Source organism: Solibacillus sp. FSL K6-1523 (assembly GCF_038005225.1).
Lineage (GTDB): Bacteria > Bacillota > Bacilli > Bacillales_A > Planococcaceae > Solibacillus.
In genome coordinates this window covers 954,271-974,609 of sequence record NZ_JBBOSU010000001.1, presented here as the reverse complement: position 1 = coordinate 974,609, position 20,339 = coordinate 954,271, and the positions used below count along the sequence as shown (strand labels likewise).

Sequence of the window (20,339 nt, the reverse complement as noted above, 5' to 3'; positions counted from 1 at the left end):
TTATTTTGTTACCTCCGCTTTTGGCATTTCTTCTGCTGTAAATGTCATTGATTCGATTACGCGAACCATTGCTTCCGCTGTATCTAATGAAGTTAAGCATGGTACACCATTTTCTACTGATTCACGACGGATACGGAAACCATCACGCGCTGGTTGTTTACCTTTTGTTAAAGTGTTCACAACAAGCTGTGCTTCACCGTCTTGAATCATGTCGAGTAATGTCTTCCCTTTACCGCCAATTTTCTCTACGATATCTGTTTTTACGCCATTTTGTTCGAATAATTTTGCCGTACCTTCAGTTGCAACGATGCGGTAACCAACTGTTGAGAAACGTTTTGCTAAAACAACCGCTTCATCTTTATCTTTATCCGATACTGTGAATAATACAGTACCGTGTGTTTTAATTTCCATGCCTGCTGCAACTAAGCCTTTGTACAATGCTTTTTCTAATGTTGCATCTTTACCCATTACTTCACCAGTTGATTTCATTTCAGGACCTAATGTAATGTCTACACGACGTAATTTCGCGAATGAGAACACTGGTACTTTTACGAATACTCCTGGTTGCTCTGGTGCTAATCCTGTTGGGTAGCCTTGTTCAACAATTGATTGACCTAGGATCGCTTTTGTTGCGATGTTCGCCATTGGTAGGTTCGTAATTTTCGATAAGAATGGTACTGTACGTGATGAACGTGGGTTTACTTCGATTACGTAAATTTCGCCATCGCTCAGTACATATTGAATATTCATTAAACCGACAATTCCTAAACCAAGTGCTAAACGCGTTGTGTAATCTACTAATGTTTCTTTTTGTGCATCTGTTAATTTTTGCGGTGGATATACACTAATTGAGTCACCTGAGTGAACACCTGCGCGCTCAATATGCTCCATAATACCAGGAATTAATACGTTTTCACCGTCGCAAATTGCGTCTACTTCGATTTCTTGACCTGTTAAGTAACGGTCAACTAATACCGGATGATCTGGTGATGCTTCAACTGCGTGCTCCATGTAGTGCGCTAGTTCTTCTAAGTTGTACACGATTTCCATTGCGCGTCCACCAAGTACGTAAGAAGGACGAACAAGTACTGGGAAGCCTAATTTTTCACCGATTACTAATGCTTCTTCTTTTGAAATAGCCGTTTCCCCTTGTGGTTGTGGGATTTTCAGCTCTCGTAGTGCCGCTTCGAACTTGTTACGGTTTTCTGCACGGTCGATATCTTCTAATGTTGTACCTAAAATTTTCACGCCATTTGCTTCTAATTTATCCGCTAAGTTGATTGCTGTTTGTCCACCGAACTGTACAACAACCCCTTTTGGCTGCTCTAAGTCTACGATGTGCATAACATCTTCAATTGTTAATGGCTCAAAGTATAATTTATCTGAAATCGAGAAGTCTGTTGAAACCGTTTCTGGATTCGAGTTCACAACGATTGCTTCATAACCTGCTTCTTGAATTGCCCATACTGAGTGCACTGTTGCATAGTCAAACTCAACACCTTGTCCGATACGGATTGGACCTGAACCTAGAACGATTACCGATTCTTTTTCAGAACGAATCGATTCATTTTCTTCTTCGTACGTACCGTAGAAATATGGTGTGTTTGATTCAAATTCTGCTGCACATGTATCAACCATTTTGTACACTGGAATGATGCCTGTTTCTTTACGGAATGCATAAACTTCTGCTTCCGTTGTTCCCCAAAGTTCAGCAACCTTTTTATCTGCAAAGCCTAAACGTTTTGCTGTGCGTAATACGTCTTGATCGTTTTTGTTGGCAACAAGTGTCGCTTCCATTTTCACGATTTTTTCTAGCTTGTGTAAGAACCATAAATCAATTGCTGACCATTCGTGAAGTTGTTCGATTGTCACACCGCGACGTAATGCTTCCCCGATAAAGAATAAGCGCTCGTCTCCCGCTTTTTTAATACGTTTTTCAATCCACGCATCTGTTAGCTCTTCCCCGTTTTTCATTTCGATGTGGAAGTGGCTTGTTTCTAAAGAACGAACCGCTTTTAGTAGCGCTTCTTCAAATGTGCGACCAAGTGCCATTACTTCACCCGTTGCTTTCATTTGCGTTCCTAAGTTACGTTTTGCTGATTCGAATTTATCGAAAGGCCAGCGTGGAATTTTCGCTACGATATAGTCAAGTGCAGGTTCGAAACAAGCAAATGTTGAACCTGTCACTGGGTTTTTAATTTCATCTAATGTTAAACCTACTGCGATTTTTGCTGCTAATTTCGCAATTGGGTAACCAGTTGCTTTTGATGCAAGTGCTGACGAACGAGATACACGTGGGTTTACCTCGATTACATAGTACTGGAAGCTATGTGGATCTAGCGCTAACTGTACGTTACAGCCACCTTCAATTTTCAGTGCACGGATAATATCTAATGAAATATTACGTAACATTTGGTTTTCACGGTCAGATAATGTTTGTGTTGGTGCAACTACGATTGAATCCCCTGTATGAATTCCTACTGGGTCGAAGTTTTCCATGTTACATACAACGATTGCGTTATCCGCTGCGTCACGCATTACTTCATATTCAATTTCTTTCATACCTGCAATTGATTTTTCAAGTAAACATTGTGTAACTGGTGAATATTTTAAACCTGAAGTAACGATTTCTTCTAGCTCTTGATCGTTGTTACAAATACCGCCGCCTGTACCACCAAGTGTGAAAGCTGGACGTACAATTACTGGATAGCCAATGCGAGCTACAAAGTTTTTCGCTTCGTCTAAGTTATGAATAATGTCTGATTCTGGTACTGGTGCACCTAGTTCATACATTAAATTACGGAATAAGTCGCGGTCTTCTGCTTTATGAATCGCGTCTAATTTAGTCCCTAGAATTTCGATGTTCAGCTCGTCTAAAATGCCTGACTCATCTAATTCAATTGCCATGTTCAGACCTGTTTGTCCACCGAGTGTTGGTAGGATTGCATCTGGACGCTCTTTACGTAAAATGCGTGATACGAATTCTAATGTAATTGGCTCGATGTATACTTTATCTGCCATTTCTGTATCTGTCATAATTGTTGCTGGGTTTGAGTTGATTAAGATAACACGGTAGCCTTCTTCTTTTAATGAAAGACATGCTTGTGTTCCTGCATAGTCAAATTCTGCTGCTTGACCAATAACGATTGGACCTGATCCGATTACTAAAATTGTTTTTATATCTGTACGTTTAGGCATGTTGGTTCTCCTTCGCTGCTTCGATTTCCATCATTTCAATAAATTCATCAAATAAGTGATTTGAATCTTCTGGACCTGGTGATGCTTCTGGGTGATATTGCACTGTAAAGATTGGGAATTTTTTATGACGAACCCCTTCACATGTACCATCATTTAATGCAACATGTGTTAATTCTAAATCTGTTCCTTTTAATGAATCCATGTCAATTGCATAGCCATGGTTTTGAGATGTAATATCTGTACGACCTGTACGTAAATCTTTTACTGGGTGATTTCCCCCTCGGTGGCCGAATGGTAATTTAAAGCTGCTTGCACCTGCTGCTACTGCGAAAATTTGGTGACCTAAGCAAATACCGAACATTGGCACTTTTCCGATTAGGTTTTTCACTGTTTCGATACCTTCTTCTACGTCCATTGGGTTACCCGGACCGTTTGAAAGCATGATGCCATCTGGATGCATTGCTAAAATTTGCTCTGCTGTTGTGTTGTAAGGTACAACGATTACGTCACAGTCACGTTGATTTAATTCACGTAAAATACCGTGCTTCATACCGAAGTCAATTAATACTACGCGTTTCCCACGACCTGGTGATGGGTAAGCTGTTTTCGCTGATACTTCACGCACATGATGTGTAATGAATGCCGTATCTTGTAATTTTGCTACGACTTCTTCCACATTCACTCTCGCATCCGCTTCAGTTAAAATCGCACGAACCGCCCCTTTTGCACGGATAATGCGCGTTAATTTACGTGTATCAATGCCTTCAATACCAGGAATGTTTTGAGCAGTTAAGTACGCATCTAATGACATATCTGAACGCCAGTTTGATGGTTGTTCTGATAATTCACGTACTACGAAACCACGAATTGCTGGTGTAATCGACTCAAAATCATCACGGTTAATGCCGTAGTTTCCGATTAACGGATATGTTAACGTAATAATTTGTCCGTAAAATGAAGGATCTGATAATGTTTCTTGGTAGCCTGTCATCCCTGTTGTAAAGACTACTTCACCTTGTGATGCCTGGTCACTACCAAATGCCGTACCTGTAAATACTGTGCCATCTTCTAAAATTAATAAACGTGTTTTCATTATTTTGCCTCCTGGTATGCGATTTTACCTTCGCAAATTGTCATAACTGGCCAACCTTTTGCAACCCATCCATTAAATGGTGTGTTACGACCTTTTGATACAAAGCCTTCTGCATCAATTGTTTGCTCTTTATTTAAATCAATTAATACTAAGTCCGCTGAAGCACCGATTTCTAATGTGCCATATGGTAAATCGAAAATTTGTGCTGCCTTAACGCTCATCCAATCAACTAATTGCTTTAACGTCCATTTTCCTGTTTCTACAAAGTTTGTGTACAGTAATGGGAACGCTGTTTCAAAGCCAACGATGCCGAACGGTGCGCCTACCATGCCACAGCATTTTTCTTCTACTGTATGTGGTGCATGGTCTGTCGCGATACAATCAATCGTGCCATCTAATAATGCCGCATGTAATGAATCTTTGTCGTCTAACGCGCGTAACGGTGGGTTCATCTTCCAGTTTGCATCATCTGAAGGGATGTCCATTTCTTCAAGAAGTAAGTGGTGTGGACAAACTTCCGCAGTTACTTTAATGCCTGCTGCTTTTGCATCGCGTACAGCACGAACTGATTCTTTCGTTGACACGTGGCACACATGGTAACGAGCGCCTGCTGCTTCTGCTAATAAAACGTCGCGAGCGATTTGTACTGATTCACAAATTGATGGAATACCTGGTAATCCTAGTTCTTTATTGCGCGTTCCTTCATGCATAACCCCATCGTAAATTAATGAGTTATCTTCACAGTGTGCTACAACGACTACATCTAACTTAGCCGCTTGTTGCATTTGTTCATACATTGTTGAAGCTAATTGAATCCCGACACCATCATCTGAGAATGCAACCGCACCATGCTCTCTAAGCTCTTCCATATTCGTTCGCACTTCACCTGAAATGTCTTTCGTTAACGATCCGTATGGTAATACGCGAATTACTGCACTGTCTTTAATTAAGCCGTTAATTAATTGCATATTTTCTACTGAATCCGGTACTGGTTTCGTATTTGGCATGGCACAAATTGTTGTGAAACCACCTTTTGCTGCAGATGCTGTACCTGTTGCGATTGTTTCTTTATGCTCAAAACCTGGCTCACGTAAATGTGTATGCACATCGACAAATCCTGGTGAAACAAAATGACCTTGTCCATCAATTACATTTGCCCCTGCTGGAATTTCTCCATCGAAACCTACAATTTTCCCATCTTCAATTATAATAGAAGAAACTCGTAATTCGCCTTGCTCGTCTAATCGCTTTACATTTTGAATAACTGTTGTCATGTTTATTCTCTCCCCTTCAGAATTGTTTCGATAATCGCCATTCTTGTATATACACCGTTACGCACTTGTTGGAAAATGCGCGAACGTTCACACTCTACTAATTCATCGGCAATTTCAACATCGCGATTTACTGGTGCTGGATGCATAATGATCGCTGATGGCTTCATCATTTTTTCACGTGTTGGTGTTAAACCATACTGCTCATGGTAGCTTTCTTTTGAAAAGCTTTTACTCACTGAATGACGCTCATGTTGAATACGTAACAACATGATGACATCACTATCTTCAAGCACTTCATCCCAAGAATGATGGGCCTCAAAATCTCCCGCCCATTCTTCCGGACATAAGAAGCGTACATTGGCGCCTAATTTTGTTAACGCTGTTGCATTTGATTTAGCGACACGACTATGCGAAATATCCCCTACAATCGTAATATTTAATCCTTCAAATTTGCCAAACTCTTTTTTAATTGTGTATAAATCCAGTAAACATTGTGATGGATGTTGACCAGCACCATCGCCTGCGTTAATAACCGCAACATTGATTCCTTCGAGCAATTCGTTGTAATATTCATCTTCTTTTGCACGAATTACGACCGCATCAATGCCAATCATTTCTAATGTTTTAACTGTGTCATACATCGTTTCACCCTTTATGGCACTTGAAAAGCCTGCGTCGAATGGGATTACCGTACACCCTACTTTGCGCTCCGCCATTTCAAAGCTCGTTTTCGTACGTGTACTTGGTTCAAAAAATAAGTTTGCTACGTTGTATGAGCGGGCTATTTTTGACTCTTCGCCATTTTCGAATGCCTTTGCTCGATCTAAGATGTGTAAAATCTCTTCATTTGATAAATGTTCCATTGAAAGTAAGTTTTTCATAACGTGCCTCCGTTAATGATGAAATAAGTTTAAAAAAGCCCAACTGATGTCATCAGCTAGGCAAGGGAGGCATGACAAGCTAAAGCTAGGCAATATTTCTCCTATCTTACGCTTTTCAAATTCCCCTTGCTTGCCTCTCTGGACAATTCTTTAAAAGGTACTCTTATTCAGTTTCATAAATATCTTTATCTACTTTTTCACGACCTGGCAGAAGTAAGTTCAGCAGAACACCGATGATCGATGCTAATGCCATTCCTTCTATCGCAAAGCTTTCTGTGAAGCGCATTGCTGCTCCGCCAATTCCTACTACGAGGATAACCGACGCAATGACCATATTCCGGTTATTTCCGAAGTCTATATTGTTTTCTACGAGCATACGCAATCCGCTTGATGCGATAATCCCGAATAATAAGATTGAAATCCCGCCAAGTACTGCTGTTGGAATCGTTTCAATGATCGCCATTAGCTGACCAGAGAATGACACGACAATCGCAACGACTGCTGCACCTAATATGACATAAACTGAGTACACACGTGTAATTGCTAGAACCCCAATATTTTCACCGTATGTTGTTTTTGGTGGACCACCGATAAACGCTGATGCCAATGTCCCTAACCCATCCCCTAAAATGGAGCGGTGTAAACCTGGGTCTTTTACATAATTTCGGTTGACGACTTTCCCTAATACAAGTTGGTGTCCAATATGTTCTGAAATCGTTACGATAACGATTGGCACCATTCCTAAGAAGATTGCCCATGTAAAGTTAAGATCATAATGAACACCTGGAATTAAGAAGTCTGGCACAGCGAAAAACTTTGCTTCTTGAACAGCTGTGAAGTCTACAATTCCGATAATTACCGAGTATATGTAGCCGACGATAATGCCTAGTAAAATCGGCATCGCACTTAAAATGTTTTTAAAGTATACGTTGACGATGATTGCCGTTAATAATGTTACTAATGCTGCTGAGAAGTGTAACCCATTGTACTCACCGTTAACGTTCATCGCCATATCAACTGCGACACCTGATAAACCTAGGCCGATTACGATAATAACTGGCGCGACAACGATTGGCGGTAAAATATTCATTAACCACTCATAGCCTGTTTTCCAAATAATCAAAGCAACGAAGGCGTATACTAAACCGACGAGCATCGCACCCATCATCGCGTTTCCTGGGTTTATTGATACACCTGCCTCCGTTAAGCCTGCTACGATAATAATCGGTGAAATAAAGGCGAATGATGACCCTAAATACGCGGGTACTTTAAACTGTGTTACGAGCAAGAATATAATCGTCGCAATCCCACTTGTTAAAAGGGCGATCGATGGACTTAGCCCTACTAGTTTAGGTACTAAAATGGTTGAGCCAAACATGGCAAACATATGTTGAAAACTGAATGTAATAAGTTGTCCAACACTTGGTTTTTCATTAATATCTAATACTGCATTTGACATGCCCTCAACTCCTTAATCATCTTTATGAATCGTTACTAAATCTTTACCATCTACTTCTACTAAGTTGACAACAATGCGTTCGTGACCAGCTGTCGGAATGTTTTTCCCTACATAATCTGCGCGGATTGGCAACTCACGATGACCCCGGTCTACTAAAACCGCTAGCTGTATTTGTGAGGGTCTTCCTAAATCCATGATGGCATCCAGTGCTGCACGCACCGTTCTTCCTGTATATAAAACATCGTCTACTAGTACAAGTTTTTGATTATTTACTTGATAATCAATATCTACTTGCTGTACTTGTGCTTGTTCATTCACATGCTTCGTTGATAAATCGTCGCGATACAGTGTAATGTCTAACTCACCCGTTCGAATCGCTTTCCCCTCAATCTTGGCAATGCGTTCTGCTAATCGCTTCGCTAAATAGGCACCACGTGTTTTAATGCCAACTAATATCACTTCATCAATACCTTTATTGCGTTCAATAATTTCATGCGCAATTCGTGTAACGGCACGGTTTAATGAAGGTCCATCTAGTAATTCTGTAATTTGTTGCATCTCGTTTCTCCCTTCATATATACTTCCATGTTCACAGTTCACGCACTTTCAATCCAAAATAAAAACCCTCTAGAATTTTACCTAGAGGGTTGAAAAAGTCCATGTTAAAAAACGGCACACGAGTGTTTACAAAAAACTCGATAACGCTTTACATTATTCCTTTTCAGCCTCTCTGGACTGCCATTAAAGGTGAACACTATTTAAATGAGTTCGTGATTACTTACTTGCTCTCGTCAAGTTGTTTCATTCACTGTTGTCAGTATAGGCTTGTTTTATTGTACTGTCAACACATGTTTTAAAGGTCAGACAACAACCGGCAAATGTTGCAATAGCGTGAATTATCTGTGAATAAAAACAAAGCATTTCCTGTTCAAATATTTGAACAGGAAATGCCTTATTCTCTCAAATTGACCGTGAACATTATCGAAGTCCCTTAAAACTAGGCGCTATTTCGTAGTTATGTCCATTTCACAATTTATTATTTACTTTTTATACAGCTATCAAAAATCACTCAGTCTCAGCTTTTTTCGCTGTTGCTTGGGCACGTATTTCCGTTAGCAATTGTTCGAAGTCCGCTGGTAATGGCGTTTCAAATTCAATATATTCCTTCGTTACAGGCTGAACAAAACCAAGTACGCCCGCGTGTAATACTTGCCCACCGAAATCAAGTGTCTTTTTCGGACCATATTTCGGATCTCCTGCTAGAGGATAGCCAATATAATTCATATGCACACGAATTTGATGTGTACGTCCTGTTTCTAAACGGCACTCTACTAAAGTAAAATTACCGAAGCGCTCTAACACCGTGAAATGTGTTACAGCATGCTTGCCTTTATCAACAACCGCTTGTTTTTGACGATCTTTTGAATCGCGTCCAATCGGTGCATCGATTGTTCCTTTATCGTGCGGAATATGTCCGTGCACAAGTGCGGTATATTTACGTGTAACTGACTTATCAACTAATTGATTCACTAAACCTTCATGTGCTACATCATTTTTTGCAACCATTAGTAAACCCGATGTATCTTTGTCAATACGGTGTACAATACCAGGTCGTGCTACACCATTAATGCCTGATAAATCTGTGCAATGATGCATTAAACCATTTACTAAAGTACCGTTTGCATGACCTGGTGCTGGGTGAACAACCATTCCACGTGGCTTATTCACAACTAACACGTCATTGTCTTCATAAATGATTTCTAAATTTAAATCTTCTGCAATGATTTCTAATTCTTCTACTTTTGGCACGTCCACTTCAATAACGTCGCCTTCTTTTACTTTATATTTCGCTTTTACTTTGGCACCATTCACGGTAATACGATCCTGTTCTAACCAAGTTGACACCTGTGAACGTGACCATGCTTCTTCCATTTGTGAAAGTGCTTTATCTAAACGCTCTCCAGCAAATTGTTCGATTGTTAATGTGACTACTGTCATTTTTCCACCTTTTTCTTTTCTGCTTTTTCTTCTAAAATAATCGTAATAAAGAGCATGACTACTGCGATTGTTAATGCAGCATCTGCAATATTAAAAATCGGGAAGTCATAATTGATGATCGGAATGAACACATCGAAAAAGTCCACTACTTCTCCACGGAATAGTCGGTCGATAAAATTCCCTAATGCACCGCCTAATAATAGCATTAAACTAATTTGAAATAGCGGCTTGCCCTTTGCCTCGGTATGGTAAAAATACAAAATCGCAATGATGACGCCAATTGTCACAACTGTAAATAACCACATTTGCCCTTCCAACATGCCCCATGCAGCACCACGGTTACGATGTGATAATAGACCAAACCACGGATCCCATATACTAATTCGTTCGCCTAACTCCATATTTTTCACGACAAGCCATTTTGTCCATTGATCAATAATGACCGCAAATAATGCTAATCCGTAATATTTATACATAGCAAATCCTCCGTTTACGATATATCTTACCTATTTTAACATAACTCATCCGTTCAACCATAAAAAAATCCTCCTAGTAAAGAGGTTTGTTTGATTCGTCCATTACGCTTCTTCTATTTTTGTAAATCGTTCAAACCGGATGTTCTTTTACAGCTGTTTATAATCGGTCATTTTTTAATGCTGTGATTAAATGCTTCACTTGTATAATGAATGTAATCATATCATTTGCATTATACGATTTATTTTCAGAAAATCGATATAAATGTTCGATTTGTTCCATCGACAGTTTGGAAGATTCGACAATTTGCTCTAATAACATTTGGAATGACACAACTTGATTTAATGTCTGGCTCGTCGCTTGTTGAATGGCTAACATATTTTCTGAAAGTAGCGCTTCTGATTGCTCAATCCGTCCAAAATATTGTTTTGTTTCAGCAGTCAGTTGCTGTGTTTTTTGAATCGTTTGTTGTTCTTGTTGAATATTATCCACAACATTTTCCATATTTCGTACAATGTCATTTACTTTTCCATTAATTTGAATCAACGCATTTTTACTTTGCTCTGCTAGCTTTCTTACTTCAGCTGCCACCACTGCAAAACCTTTTCCATGCTCCCCCGCACGCGCTGCTTCAATCGATGCATTTAATGCTAATAAATTCGTTTGATCTGCAATGTCGCTAATTAATTTTGAAAAGTCCATAATTTCTTTCGTTTCTTGTTGTACCATACCTATCGATTGTCCAAACTGATCAAAAATCTCTCGAACATTGCCCATTTGTTCATACAGCGCGTTCATTTGATTGCTACCTTCAATAATAAGCTGACGATTACTTTCAACTTGCGTTTCAACCGTTGTTGTAATCTCATGGATTTCTTCCGTTTCTTGCACAATGGAATGCGCGCGTTCATTTGAAGTTTGTAACAACTGCTGATCATGCTGAATGGATTCCGAAATGACCGTTATCCGTTCCATAAACAGGCTATCACTTTCCGTATTTTTCGTATTCGCTACATTCAATAACTCTAACAGTTCTTCTACGCTCGCAATGACTTGAGTACGTTCTTCAAGTGTTAAAGCATTGACTTCCTGTTGAAGGTCTTCCGCTAATTTATTTTTCATAAATAGTTGCTTGAGCATATTGTTCACTCCATTCTTAATTTCCCAAAACCAATAAGGAGCAATGTTTGGTTTAATTGTGACTTATTTAATTGTTCGCCGTAACTTGAAAAACCGCTTAAATTTGGTAAGATACTTAACTGCGTATTTAACTTTGAAAACAGTTGTTCATTTTGAAATTGAAGTTTACGTAAAATGCAGTTACACCCTAATACACCATGCAACTCTGTAAAACGACTACTAAAATCAACAATCGTTTTTTCCATTTCAAGTACTGGATTTTTCGGCTCTAAAATATCAACAATCGCCCCTTCATACACTTGGCAATAAAACTCAACTTCTCCAGAAGGCTTTACTTCAAATGGAGAAGCAATTAAAAAATCATGATTAAATTTCCGTCCAAGTGGATGTAATGCAAAACACTTGCCTAGCTCGTTTTTTGGAACATCAATCATCTGTGCATAAACTTCTGCTGCTGGTCGATTGTTCATTTCATAAACAATTCGCTTTTCTGCATCTGCCTTTGTTATTTTCACCTGTTTCCCTGAGCTTTTAAATATATTTTCTTTATGAATATAAAAATCAATAACGGGCTTTAAAAAGATTACCGCGCCACCAGTTGATGTTATGTCTCCATTCACACTAACTTTCGTCGTCACAAATTTCGCATCATCACCTGCCGTACCTCCGAAAATTGGAAACCCATCGTAGTGAAAAATTGAATTCACGACAGACAGCATTTTTTCTTCCCCTGCTTTTAAGCCTACCGGGAAAACAAGACCGAGCCCTTCTTTTTCAATCGCCTTGGAGGCAACTTTTATACCGATTGATTGTGCCGCCTGCAGTAAATTTCCTCTATCGAAAATTGGATACTTCACGATGTCCTTCATTAAAACCGCTTGTGCTTTACCGAAACTTTTCGAAAAACTTTGCGCAGACAAACTGGATTCGCTATAACCTTGTGGCCCGATTTCACCTGTTGTTGTCACGCCGACAATTTGGGACTCTGGGTACTTTTGTTTAAATAATTCCGTTAGTTTTTCGAATGAATAAACGGTACTTGCAAAAAACAACACTAAGCCTGGTTCTTTATGTAAATTTCTCGCTATTTCCTCCACTGCTTTTTCCGGCTGACGCGATGTCGTTAAAGTTGAGTAAATAAAATCCATCGAATATCCTCTCCTATAAAACTTTATTCCCCACATTTTTCAAACCTAAAAAGTTTTCAAACCTAAAAAAATTATAACACACTTCCTATTTCAAATTAATTTCACTGAATTAACGGGCACACTCAGCATCCATCTCCCACTTATAAAAATGGGGGCATCTGCCAAAGCAAGTAAAAAAGGACTTCCACTTAGCTATAAAACTAAGCAAGTCCCCAAGTAAAATCATTTAACTAAAGAAAAAACGGAGCGCTGCCATCGCTATCACTCCTGCAATAACTGTTTTTGATAAGCTTTTCGTCACTAGCGCTACAAATAAAGTTGGAATAAGCGCGCATAAATGAAGCCAATTAATTGTCACTAGTTGCGTTTCCTTTACAAATATCCCTTCAACAATAAGTGCTGATAAAATACAAACAGGTATGTAAGCTAGCCATCGTAAAACCACATCGGGCATTTTGACATTTTTCACAAAAACAAACGGTAAAATTCGCGGCAACCAAGTGACAACTGCACAACCTAAAATAACAAGTACCATCCAAACTGTCGTCGTCATTTGTCAGTCACCACCCCAATCGTCGCTACCGCTAACGTCGAAAGCAGTACCGCTAAATGACCCGGCACAAAATACAATAAACCGTACATGCATACAACCATATACACAATTAACTTCAAATAATGCATAAGCTTCGTTTTTGGAATGCTTGCTAATGTTAAAATTAGTAAAGCTACGAACATCGCAACAAGGGCATAATCCAATCCCCATTGTTCTGGGTTTGGCAACCATTGACCAACAACTCCACCAACTGTACAAGCTGCAATCCACGTTGTATAAGCCATCACATTTAAACCATCCATCCACTTGCCGCCGAGACGACCTTCCTTGCCTGCTGCTACAACAGAAACCCCAAATGTTTCATCTGTTAATAATGTGCCAAAGCCGATATTTCGAAGTGTAGAATATTTCGTAAAATACGGCGCAATTGTTAATGACATTAATAGGTGACGTAAATTTACAATAAAAATGGTGACGATGATCGCCGTTACAGGTGCACCGGCTAAATATAAACCACAAAAAATAAATTGAGCCGACCCTGCATATACAAGTACCGACAATAAAAAGATTTCCAGTACAGAAATACCCGATGCAATGCCCACAACCCCAAATGCTATACCAATACTAATATAGCCTAACAATGTGGGAATACAGTCTTTTACACCTTGTAAAAAGGTATCCGGTGTATAAGAATTCGGCTGGATATGTTCATTTCCCATTCAAAATTCCCCCTGACGAATCGTCTTTCTTTTCAGATAACTGAAATTATGTAGAAAGAACGCCATTGCCGAATCGACAATAGCGTTCAAAGTTATGGTCAAACTTGCATCTCCCACTTAAAAATAAGGAGAAATCTAGTTATACGTAATAATTTTCAACTACATCTGCACAACGCTTACATAAAGTAGCGTGCGCATCTACTGCTCCAACTGTTTCAGAAATCGTCCAGCAACGTTCACATTTTTCACCGTCTGCTTTTTCAACGACAAGTGATGTTTTTTCTAAAGGTAGGCTGTTTGCAGGAGCATCTTCTTTGCTACCCGCCACGACAAACCCCGAAACGATTGACAGCTGTGCAAAATTAATTTTTGCATCATTTAATAGTTCAACTGTTTCGTTATCTGCATAAACAGAAATTTTCGCTTCTAATGATTTACCGATTGTTTTCGCATTACGTGCTTCTTCTAATGCTTTTAATACTTCGTTACGAACGGCAATTAATTTCGTCCATTTCGTGCGTAATTCAGTAAAGTTTGCTTTTTCATCCACTTCAGGGAAGTCTAGTAATTGAACTGATTGCACTTTACCTTCTACCTCTACATAACTCCATAACTCTTCCGTCGTGTGAGGAATAATTGGTGTTAATAATTTTAATAATGCCATTAACGTATCATACATAACCGTTTGCATTGCACGACGGTCTTTATTATCCGTACCCTCGATATACACAACGTCTTTTGCAATATCTAAGTAGAATGAAGAAAGCTCGATTGCAACAAAGTTATTCACTGTTGAAGAAACTGTCGAGAAGTCATAACGGTCATATGCGCCGCGAACCGCTTTTACAACATCTTGCAAACGCATATACATATATTGATCCATTTCACGTAAATCTTCGTATGCTACACGGTCTGTTGCAGCATTGAAGTCTGTTACGTTGCCGTGTAAGAAGCGTAGTGTATTACGTACTTTACGGTATGTTTCAGAAACTTGCTTTAACATATCCATTGAGATACGTACGTCCGCTGTATAATCGACTGATGCTACCCACATACGTAAAATATCCGCACCGTATTGATTCATTACTTTTAATGGATCGATTGTATTCCCAAGTGATTTCGACATTTTACGGCCTTCACCATCTAATACGAAACCGTGTGTTAATAAACCTTTGTACGGCGCATAACCATTAATCGCTACTGATGTGATTAATGATGAGTTGAACCAGCCACGGTGTTGGTCTGAACCTTCTAAGTACAGGTCAGCAGGATATTTCATACCACGCTCAACAAGTACACCTTGGTGTGATGAACCTGAATCGAACCATACGTCCATAATGTCATTTTCTTTCGTGAATTTACCGTTCGGGCTACCTGGATGTGTAAAGCCTTCTGGCAATAATTCATTTGCTTCTTTTTGGAACCAAATATTTGAACCGTGCTCACGGAATAATTTTGAAACATGCGCAATTGTTTCTGGTGTGATAATTGGCTCTTCGTTTTCCGCGTAGAAAATTGGAATCGGAACACCCCATGCACGTTGACGAGAAATTACCCAATCCCCGCGGTCACGGATCATGTTGTAAAGACGAGTTTCGCCCCATGCCGGTGTGAATTCAGTCTCTTTTACTGCACCTAATAATTCATCACGGAACATGTCCACCGATGCGAACCATTGTGGTGTTGCACGGTAAATAACTGGCTTTTTCGTACGCCAGTCATGTGGGTATGAGTGCTTAAATTTCGAAACGTTTAGCAATGCGCCTTCTTCTTTTAGCTTTTCAATGACAATCGGGTTTGCTTTTTCATAAAATAACCCTTCAAATCCTGGTGCTTCATCTGTATAGCAGCCACCATTATCTACTGGAGATAACACATCTAAGCCGTAACGATTTCCAATTTGGTAGTCGTCCTCACCGTGTCCAGGTGCTGTATGAACACATCCTGTACCTGCATCAGCTGTAACATGATCGCCTACCATTACTAATGAATCGCGCTTGTAAATTGGGTGTTCCGCAACAAGCATATCTAATTCTTGCCCTTTTACTTCTTGAACAATTTGCACATCTTCCCAACCAAAAGTAGTTGATAAAGTAGCAAGTAAGTCTTTAGCAACGATATATTTTGCACCATTTGCTTCTACAACAACATATGTGAATTCAGGATTTACTGAAATACCTAAATTCGCAGGAAGCGTCCAAGGAGTCGTCGTCCAAATCACAAATTTCGCATCTGCTGGCACGATATTTTTAGTATCTTTAATACCGAATGCTACATAAATTGAATACGATTCAACATCTTTATATTCAATTTCCGCTTCCGCTAAAGCCGATTCAGATGAAGGTGACCAATAAACTGGTTTTAAACCTTTGTAAATATAGCCCTTTTCTGCCATTTTACCGAATACTTCAATTTGACGTGCTTCAAATTCAGGTTTTAATGTAATATATGGGTTTTCGAAGTCACCGCGTACGCCTAAACGTTGGAATTGACCACTTTGGTTTGCAATTTGTTCATATGCATACTTTTCACAAAGCTCACGGAACTCAGCAACTGACATTTCTTTACGCTTAACACCTTTATTTGTTAAAGCTTGCTCGATTGGTAAACCATGTGTATCCCAACCAGGAATATAATCAACAAAATAACCTGTCATCGATTTTTGACGGTTAATCATATCTTTAATGACTTTATTTAATGCGTGACCTACGTGGATATCACCGTTTGCATATGGAGGGCCATCGTGTAATACGAAGTGCGGGCGACCTTCCGTGCGTTCTTTTACTAATTTGTTAATATCCATTTCATCCCACTGTGCTTGGATTTGTGGTTCTTTTGTCGGCAAGCCACCGCGCATCGGGAAATCTGTTTTTGGCATTAATAACGTGTCTTTATACTCTACCATTTCAAAAACCTCCTAAATAAATTAAATGTAAAATTTGAATCATCACCAATAAAAAAAGCCCCTCATCCCTCCGAAAAGGGACGAGGAGCATAACTCTCGTGGTACCACCCTAATTTTGCAATACTTGAATATTGCCTCATTAGACACTGTAACGTCGTGTAAAACGAAATAACCTACTAGAAATTTCGGCTATTTAGCTCGGGAGTGATTTTCCGTTTAACTTGTTTCGTTCGAGCTTTCACCATCCTCGAATCGCTTCCCCACAAATGTAAACATACTGTCTCCGTCTTTGCCTATAGTTGCAATTTGCATCTTACTAATTATTTTTTAGTATATGAAAAGGACTGTCAGAATGTCAAGTACAATTCATTAATACGTTAGTTTTCCTTCTTTTAGCACGTCATCTGAAGCATCTGGACGATTGTGATCTTGGATTTCTGTAAGATCTACATCATACTCCAGTAAATGATCCCAATCATCTGTATTTAATAAGTCGAGCTGCGCCTCAACAAGCATTTTAAAGCGATTGCGGAAAACTTTCGATTGTTTCTTTAATTCATCTATTTCAATTGTAACTTTACGCGCTTTTGTCATCGCATCATTCACAATACGATCTGCATTTTTTTCCGCTTCTCTTACAATTAACTTTGATTCTTTTTGAGAGTTACGACGGACTTCATCAGCAGCCTCTTGAGCTACGACGATTGATTTTTGCAATGTCTCTTCCAACGAACTAAAGTGGCTCATTTGCTCTGACATAGACTTCACTTGATCTTCTAATTCTTTCTTTTCACGTAAAAGAATCTCATAATCTTTAATAATTTGATCTAAAAATTCATTTACCTCGTCTTCTGCATAACCGCGGAATCCGCGAGTAAATTCTTTATTATGTATATCAAGAGGTGATAATGGCATATCGTTCGACTCTCCTTTGCACGAATGTAATCAATTGCGCCTTGGCGTAATTGCGTCTAGATTTTTTTCGAGCTTGCTCGAAAAGCTCCCCTTAAAATCTATGACATCCGCCGGGGGCTTTAACTTGATTCAGCTGAAGCAAGTTAATTCTCATTATAATGGTTTCTTCGTTGAATAACATCAAGTTTTCACAAATAATACTGGGAATTTATAGTTTTTGCTCTAAACGTCCTATTTGTAATCGTATTTTGTCTTTTTTTGTTCGTCCCTCTGTCATAATAATTTTCACTCTTCCAAAGCCCCGAGCAGAAATAATATCCCCTTCTTGTAATTCAAAAGAAGTTGTTTCTCTTACAGTCCAGTTCACTTTCACTTTACCCGAACCGATTAAATTTTGTGATTTTTGGCGTGATACATTGGCGACCGTTGCTAATACAACATCTAAACGCATTGAAGAAACGGTATGCGAACTTTCAATCCATTGCTCGTCATTTTGAAGTAAAGGTACAGTTGGCCCGATTTCCTCAATATGCACTTTCACTTTACCAATGCCCGTTAAACTTGCCCGAGCATAGTCCCCAATTTCTGTGGCCATCGCAAATTGCACCGTATTTTCAGCGAGACGAATATCGCCAAATTTACTCCGGTCTAATCCAATCGATAATAAAGCTCCTAGCACATCGGGATGTTTAATTTGAACAAATTTAGACGGATAATTGATTGTATAGCATGCAATTTGAAAATCTTCCTTCGCCGCTTGAAAATAAGAAGGTGCGATTAGCATTCGCTGTCTTTCGGCGTTGTCAAAAAGACCTTCCGTAAAAACGTGGATGTCTTCTGACTGCTGGATTATTGCCTCGACAATAAAGCGTTGCCTTGGATCAAGGAAATCCGTTAACTTCGGTGCATATCGGTCCTCCACTTCACGTTGCCAACCGATCACTTGCTCGATAAACGGCTGTTCATCTTTCCGAAAATGTTGTATTAAATGCTCCATAAAATCACCTTCCAATCGTAAATTATTTATATCAAAAAGAACCCCCCTACACTATTGCAGAGGGATTACATTTTAAAGTAAATATCCTAGTACGATAAATACACCGTTTTGGATAAACATAAGGGCAAATAATCCAACAATTGGAGAAATATCAATCATACCAATTGGTGGGATAAATTTACGGAAAAAGCCTAAATACGGTTCACACATTGTTTCAAGGAATTTCCCAACAGCTGACTCTTGCAATGCTGGTACCCAAGACATCAGTATGTAACCGATGAGCATAAATCGATACACGAGAAATGCTGTTTCTACAAGTGGATAAATCATAGTTTTTTATACCTCTCTACTTCAAAGATTGCTAATCAAACACTAAATTCGAAATTTCACCAGATACTTCTACATTTTCAGGTGTGCATAAGAAAATATCGGTTCCGATTCGTTGAATATCGCCACCTAAAGCATACACTGTCCCGCTTAAAAAATCGATTATTCGCTTCCCTTGATCACGGTCGATACGCTGTAAATTTACAACCGTTGCGCGTTTATTTTTTAATTGCTCAGCAATATCTTGCGCTTCTGCATAAACTCGCGGCTCTACTAATACGAGCTTCGAATTTTTGGAAGAGGTTGCAGCTTGCAAACTTACAACATTATTTGGTACTGCCACTTCATTATTCCGTATTTGCGGCTGGATTTTACGCTCTTTTTTCATGCGATTTTGGATAACCTGCTGTGGCATCTGTTCTTGCTTTGATGATGCAACAGGCTTAGGAGCAGGTTGTTGCTTTTGTGTCGCTTGACTTGGAGCTTGTTCATCTTCCATATCCTCTAAATAAAAGAATTTGTCGATAATATTTTTTATGCTCATCTTACTTCCTCCTTAGCCAACAAGAGCTGTTCCAATCCTCACAAACGTTGCACCTTCTTCAACTGCAATCTCATAGTCATTTGACATGCCCATCGACAGTTCTGTACACGGTACATTCGGTAAACGTAATTGTACAACTTCCTGTTGCAACTGTTTTAACTCACGGAAAACTTGGCGAATTACATGCTGATCTTCGGTAAAAGGCGCCATTGTCATTAATCCTACGACTTCAATTTTTGTAAACGATTGCATCTGCTTTATAAATTCTAAAGCTTGCTCTTTCGTTAATCCTTGCTTAGATTCCTCACCAGAAACATTCACTTGCACAAAACATTTCACAACATTTGTGGCACGCTTTTCAATTTCCTCAGCCAAGCTTAAGCGATCTAATGAATGCAAATAATCAATTTGTGCAATCACCTGTTTTACTTTACGCGTTTGTAATGAACCGATATAGTGCCACTCAACATCTGAATGAATCGCTTCTAGCTTTCGTGCCAGACCTTCTGGGCGATTTTCACCTAGATGCGTAAGCCCTGCTGCAATCGCTTCTTCTGTACGCGTTACATCCACTTCTTTTGTAACGGCAATAATTTTTACTTCTTGCATTTGATTTGTTCGAAGTTTTGCATTTTCTATTTGCTTTTGAATTAATTCTAATTTTTTCTCTATTTTCGTCACTTTTTTCCCAACTTTACAACAATAGTTTCTTTC

The 20,339-nt window shown here is 39.2% G+C and carries 18 protein-coding genes and 1 other annotated feature; all 18 genes read right to left on the bottom strand.

The features are described 5' to 3' along the window. A complete protein-coding gene (gene carB, locus MHI10_RS04445) occupies positions 1–3,198 on the bottom strand; it encodes a carbamoyl-phosphate synthase large subunit (RefSeq protein WP_340783335.1) in 3,198 nt (1,065 codons plus the stop codon). Then, entirely contained in the window at positions 3,191–4,291 is a 1,101-nt protein-coding gene (carA, locus tag MHI10_RS04440) for a glutamine-hydrolyzing carbamoyl-phosphate synthase small subunit (protein WP_340783333.1), read from the bottom strand. The genes carB and carA overlap by 8 nt, the downstream gene beginning before the upstream one ends. Next, positions 4,291–5,565, bottom strand: coding sequence for a dihydroorotase (locus tag MHI10_RS04435; protein WP_340783332.1), 1,275 nt, complete (start codon positions 5,563–5,565; stop codon positions 4,291–4,293). Before MHI10_RS04435 ends, carA begins: the two co-directional genes overlap by 1 nt. A 2-nt stretch (positions 5,566–5,567) precedes the next feature. Continuing rightward, on the bottom strand, positions 5,568–6,446 hold the full coding sequence (locus tag MHI10_RS04430; protein ID WP_340783330.1) for an aspartate carbamoyltransferase catalytic subunit: 879 nt from the start codon (positions 6,444–6,446) through the stop codon (positions 5,568–5,570). A gap of 163 nt (positions 6,447–6,609) precedes the next feature. Continuing rightward, on the bottom strand, positions 6,610–7,905 hold the full coding sequence (locus MHI10_RS04425; protein ID WP_340783329.1) for a solute carrier family 23 protein: 1,296 nt from the start codon (positions 7,903–7,905) through the stop codon (positions 6,610–6,612). Between the two features lie 12 nt (positions 7,906–7,917). Next, positions 7,918–8,463 carry a bifunctional pyr operon transcriptional regulator/uracil phosphoribosyltransferase PyrR gene (gene pyrR, locus MHI10_RS04420; RefSeq protein WP_340783328.1) on the bottom strand — a complete coding sequence of 182 codons (546 nt, stop codon included), beginning with the start codon at positions 8,461–8,463 and terminating at the stop codon, positions 7,918–7,920. 507 nt (positions 8,464–8,970) lie between these two features. Continuing rightward, positions 8,971–9,903, bottom strand: a complete 933-nt coding sequence (locus tag MHI10_RS04415) for an RluA family pseudouridine synthase (protein ID WP_340783326.1) — start codon at positions 9,901–9,903, stop codon at positions 8,971–8,973. Continuing rightward, complete coding sequence (gene lspA / locus MHI10_RS04410) at positions 9,900–10,379, bottom strand: signal peptidase II (protein WP_340783324.1); 480 nt, start codon at positions 10,377–10,379, stop codon at positions 9,900–9,902. Before lspA ends, MHI10_RS04415 begins: the two co-directional genes overlap by 4 nt. 157 nt (positions 10,380–10,536) lie before the next feature. After that, on the bottom strand, positions 10,537–11,154 hold the full coding sequence (locus tag MHI10_RS21390; RefSeq protein ID WP_445683209.1) for a methyl-accepting chemotaxis protein: 618 nt from the start codon (positions 11,152–11,154) through the stop codon (positions 10,537–10,539). Between the two features lie 368 nt (positions 11,155–11,522). Continuing rightward, the gene (locus MHI10_RS04400) at positions 11,523–12,665 is read right to left on the bottom strand and encodes an FIST signal transduction protein (RefSeq protein WP_340783318.1); all 1,143 of its coding nucleotides are present in this window, start codon (positions 12,663–12,665) and stop codon (positions 11,523–11,525) included. 226 nt (positions 12,666–12,891) lie between these two features. Beyond that, entirely contained in the window at positions 12,892–13,218 is a 327-nt protein-coding gene (locus MHI10_RS04395) for an AzlD domain-containing protein (protein ID WP_340783316.1), read from the bottom strand. Further along, a complete protein-coding gene (locus MHI10_RS04390) occupies positions 13,215–13,937 on the bottom strand; it encodes an AzlC family ABC transporter permease (RefSeq protein ID WP_340783315.1) in 723 nt (240 codons plus the stop codon). Before MHI10_RS04390 ends, MHI10_RS04395 begins: the two co-directional genes overlap by 4 nt. A 139-nt stretch (positions 13,938–14,076) precedes the next feature. After that, on the bottom strand, positions 14,077–16,842 hold the full coding sequence (gene ileS, locus MHI10_RS04385; protein ID WP_340783313.1) for an isoleucine--tRNA ligase: 2,766 nt from the start codon (positions 16,840–16,842) through the stop codon (positions 14,077–14,079). 73 nt (positions 16,843–16,915) lie between these two features. After that, positions 16,916–17,141, bottom strand: a binding site (T-box leader). A 70-nt stretch (positions 17,142–17,211) separates the two neighbouring features. After that, positions 17,212–17,757: a DivIVA domain-containing protein gene (locus MHI10_RS04380; protein WP_340783311.1), complete on the bottom strand. Its 546-nt coding sequence runs from the start codon at positions 17,755–17,757 to the stop codon at positions 17,212–17,214. Positions 17,758–17,965: 208 nt separating this feature from the next. After that, positions 17,966–18,754 carry a YlmH family RNA-binding protein gene (locus MHI10_RS04375; protein ID WP_340783309.1) on the bottom strand — a complete coding sequence of 263 codons (789 nt, stop codon included), beginning with the start codon at positions 18,752–18,754 and terminating at the stop codon, positions 17,966–17,968. Positions 18,755–18,826: 72 nt separating this feature from the next. Beyond that, positions 18,827–19,084: a YggT family protein gene (locus tag MHI10_RS04370; protein WP_340783308.1), complete on the bottom strand. Its 258-nt coding sequence runs from the start codon at positions 19,082–19,084 to the stop codon at positions 18,827–18,829. Positions 19,085–19,115: 31 nt separating this feature from the next. Beyond that, positions 19,116–19,625 (bottom strand): cell division protein SepF, encoded by a 510-nt coding sequence (locus MHI10_RS04365; protein ID WP_340783305.1) that lies wholly within the window; start codon positions 19,623–19,625, stop codon positions 19,116–19,118. Positions 19,626–19,637: 12 nt separating this feature from the next. Beyond that, positions 19,638–20,306: a YggS family pyridoxal phosphate-dependent enzyme gene (locus tag MHI10_RS04360; protein WP_340783302.1), complete on the bottom strand. Its 669-nt coding sequence runs from the start codon at positions 20,304–20,306 to the stop codon at positions 19,638–19,640. Positions 20,307–20,339: the final 33 nt, after the last annotated feature.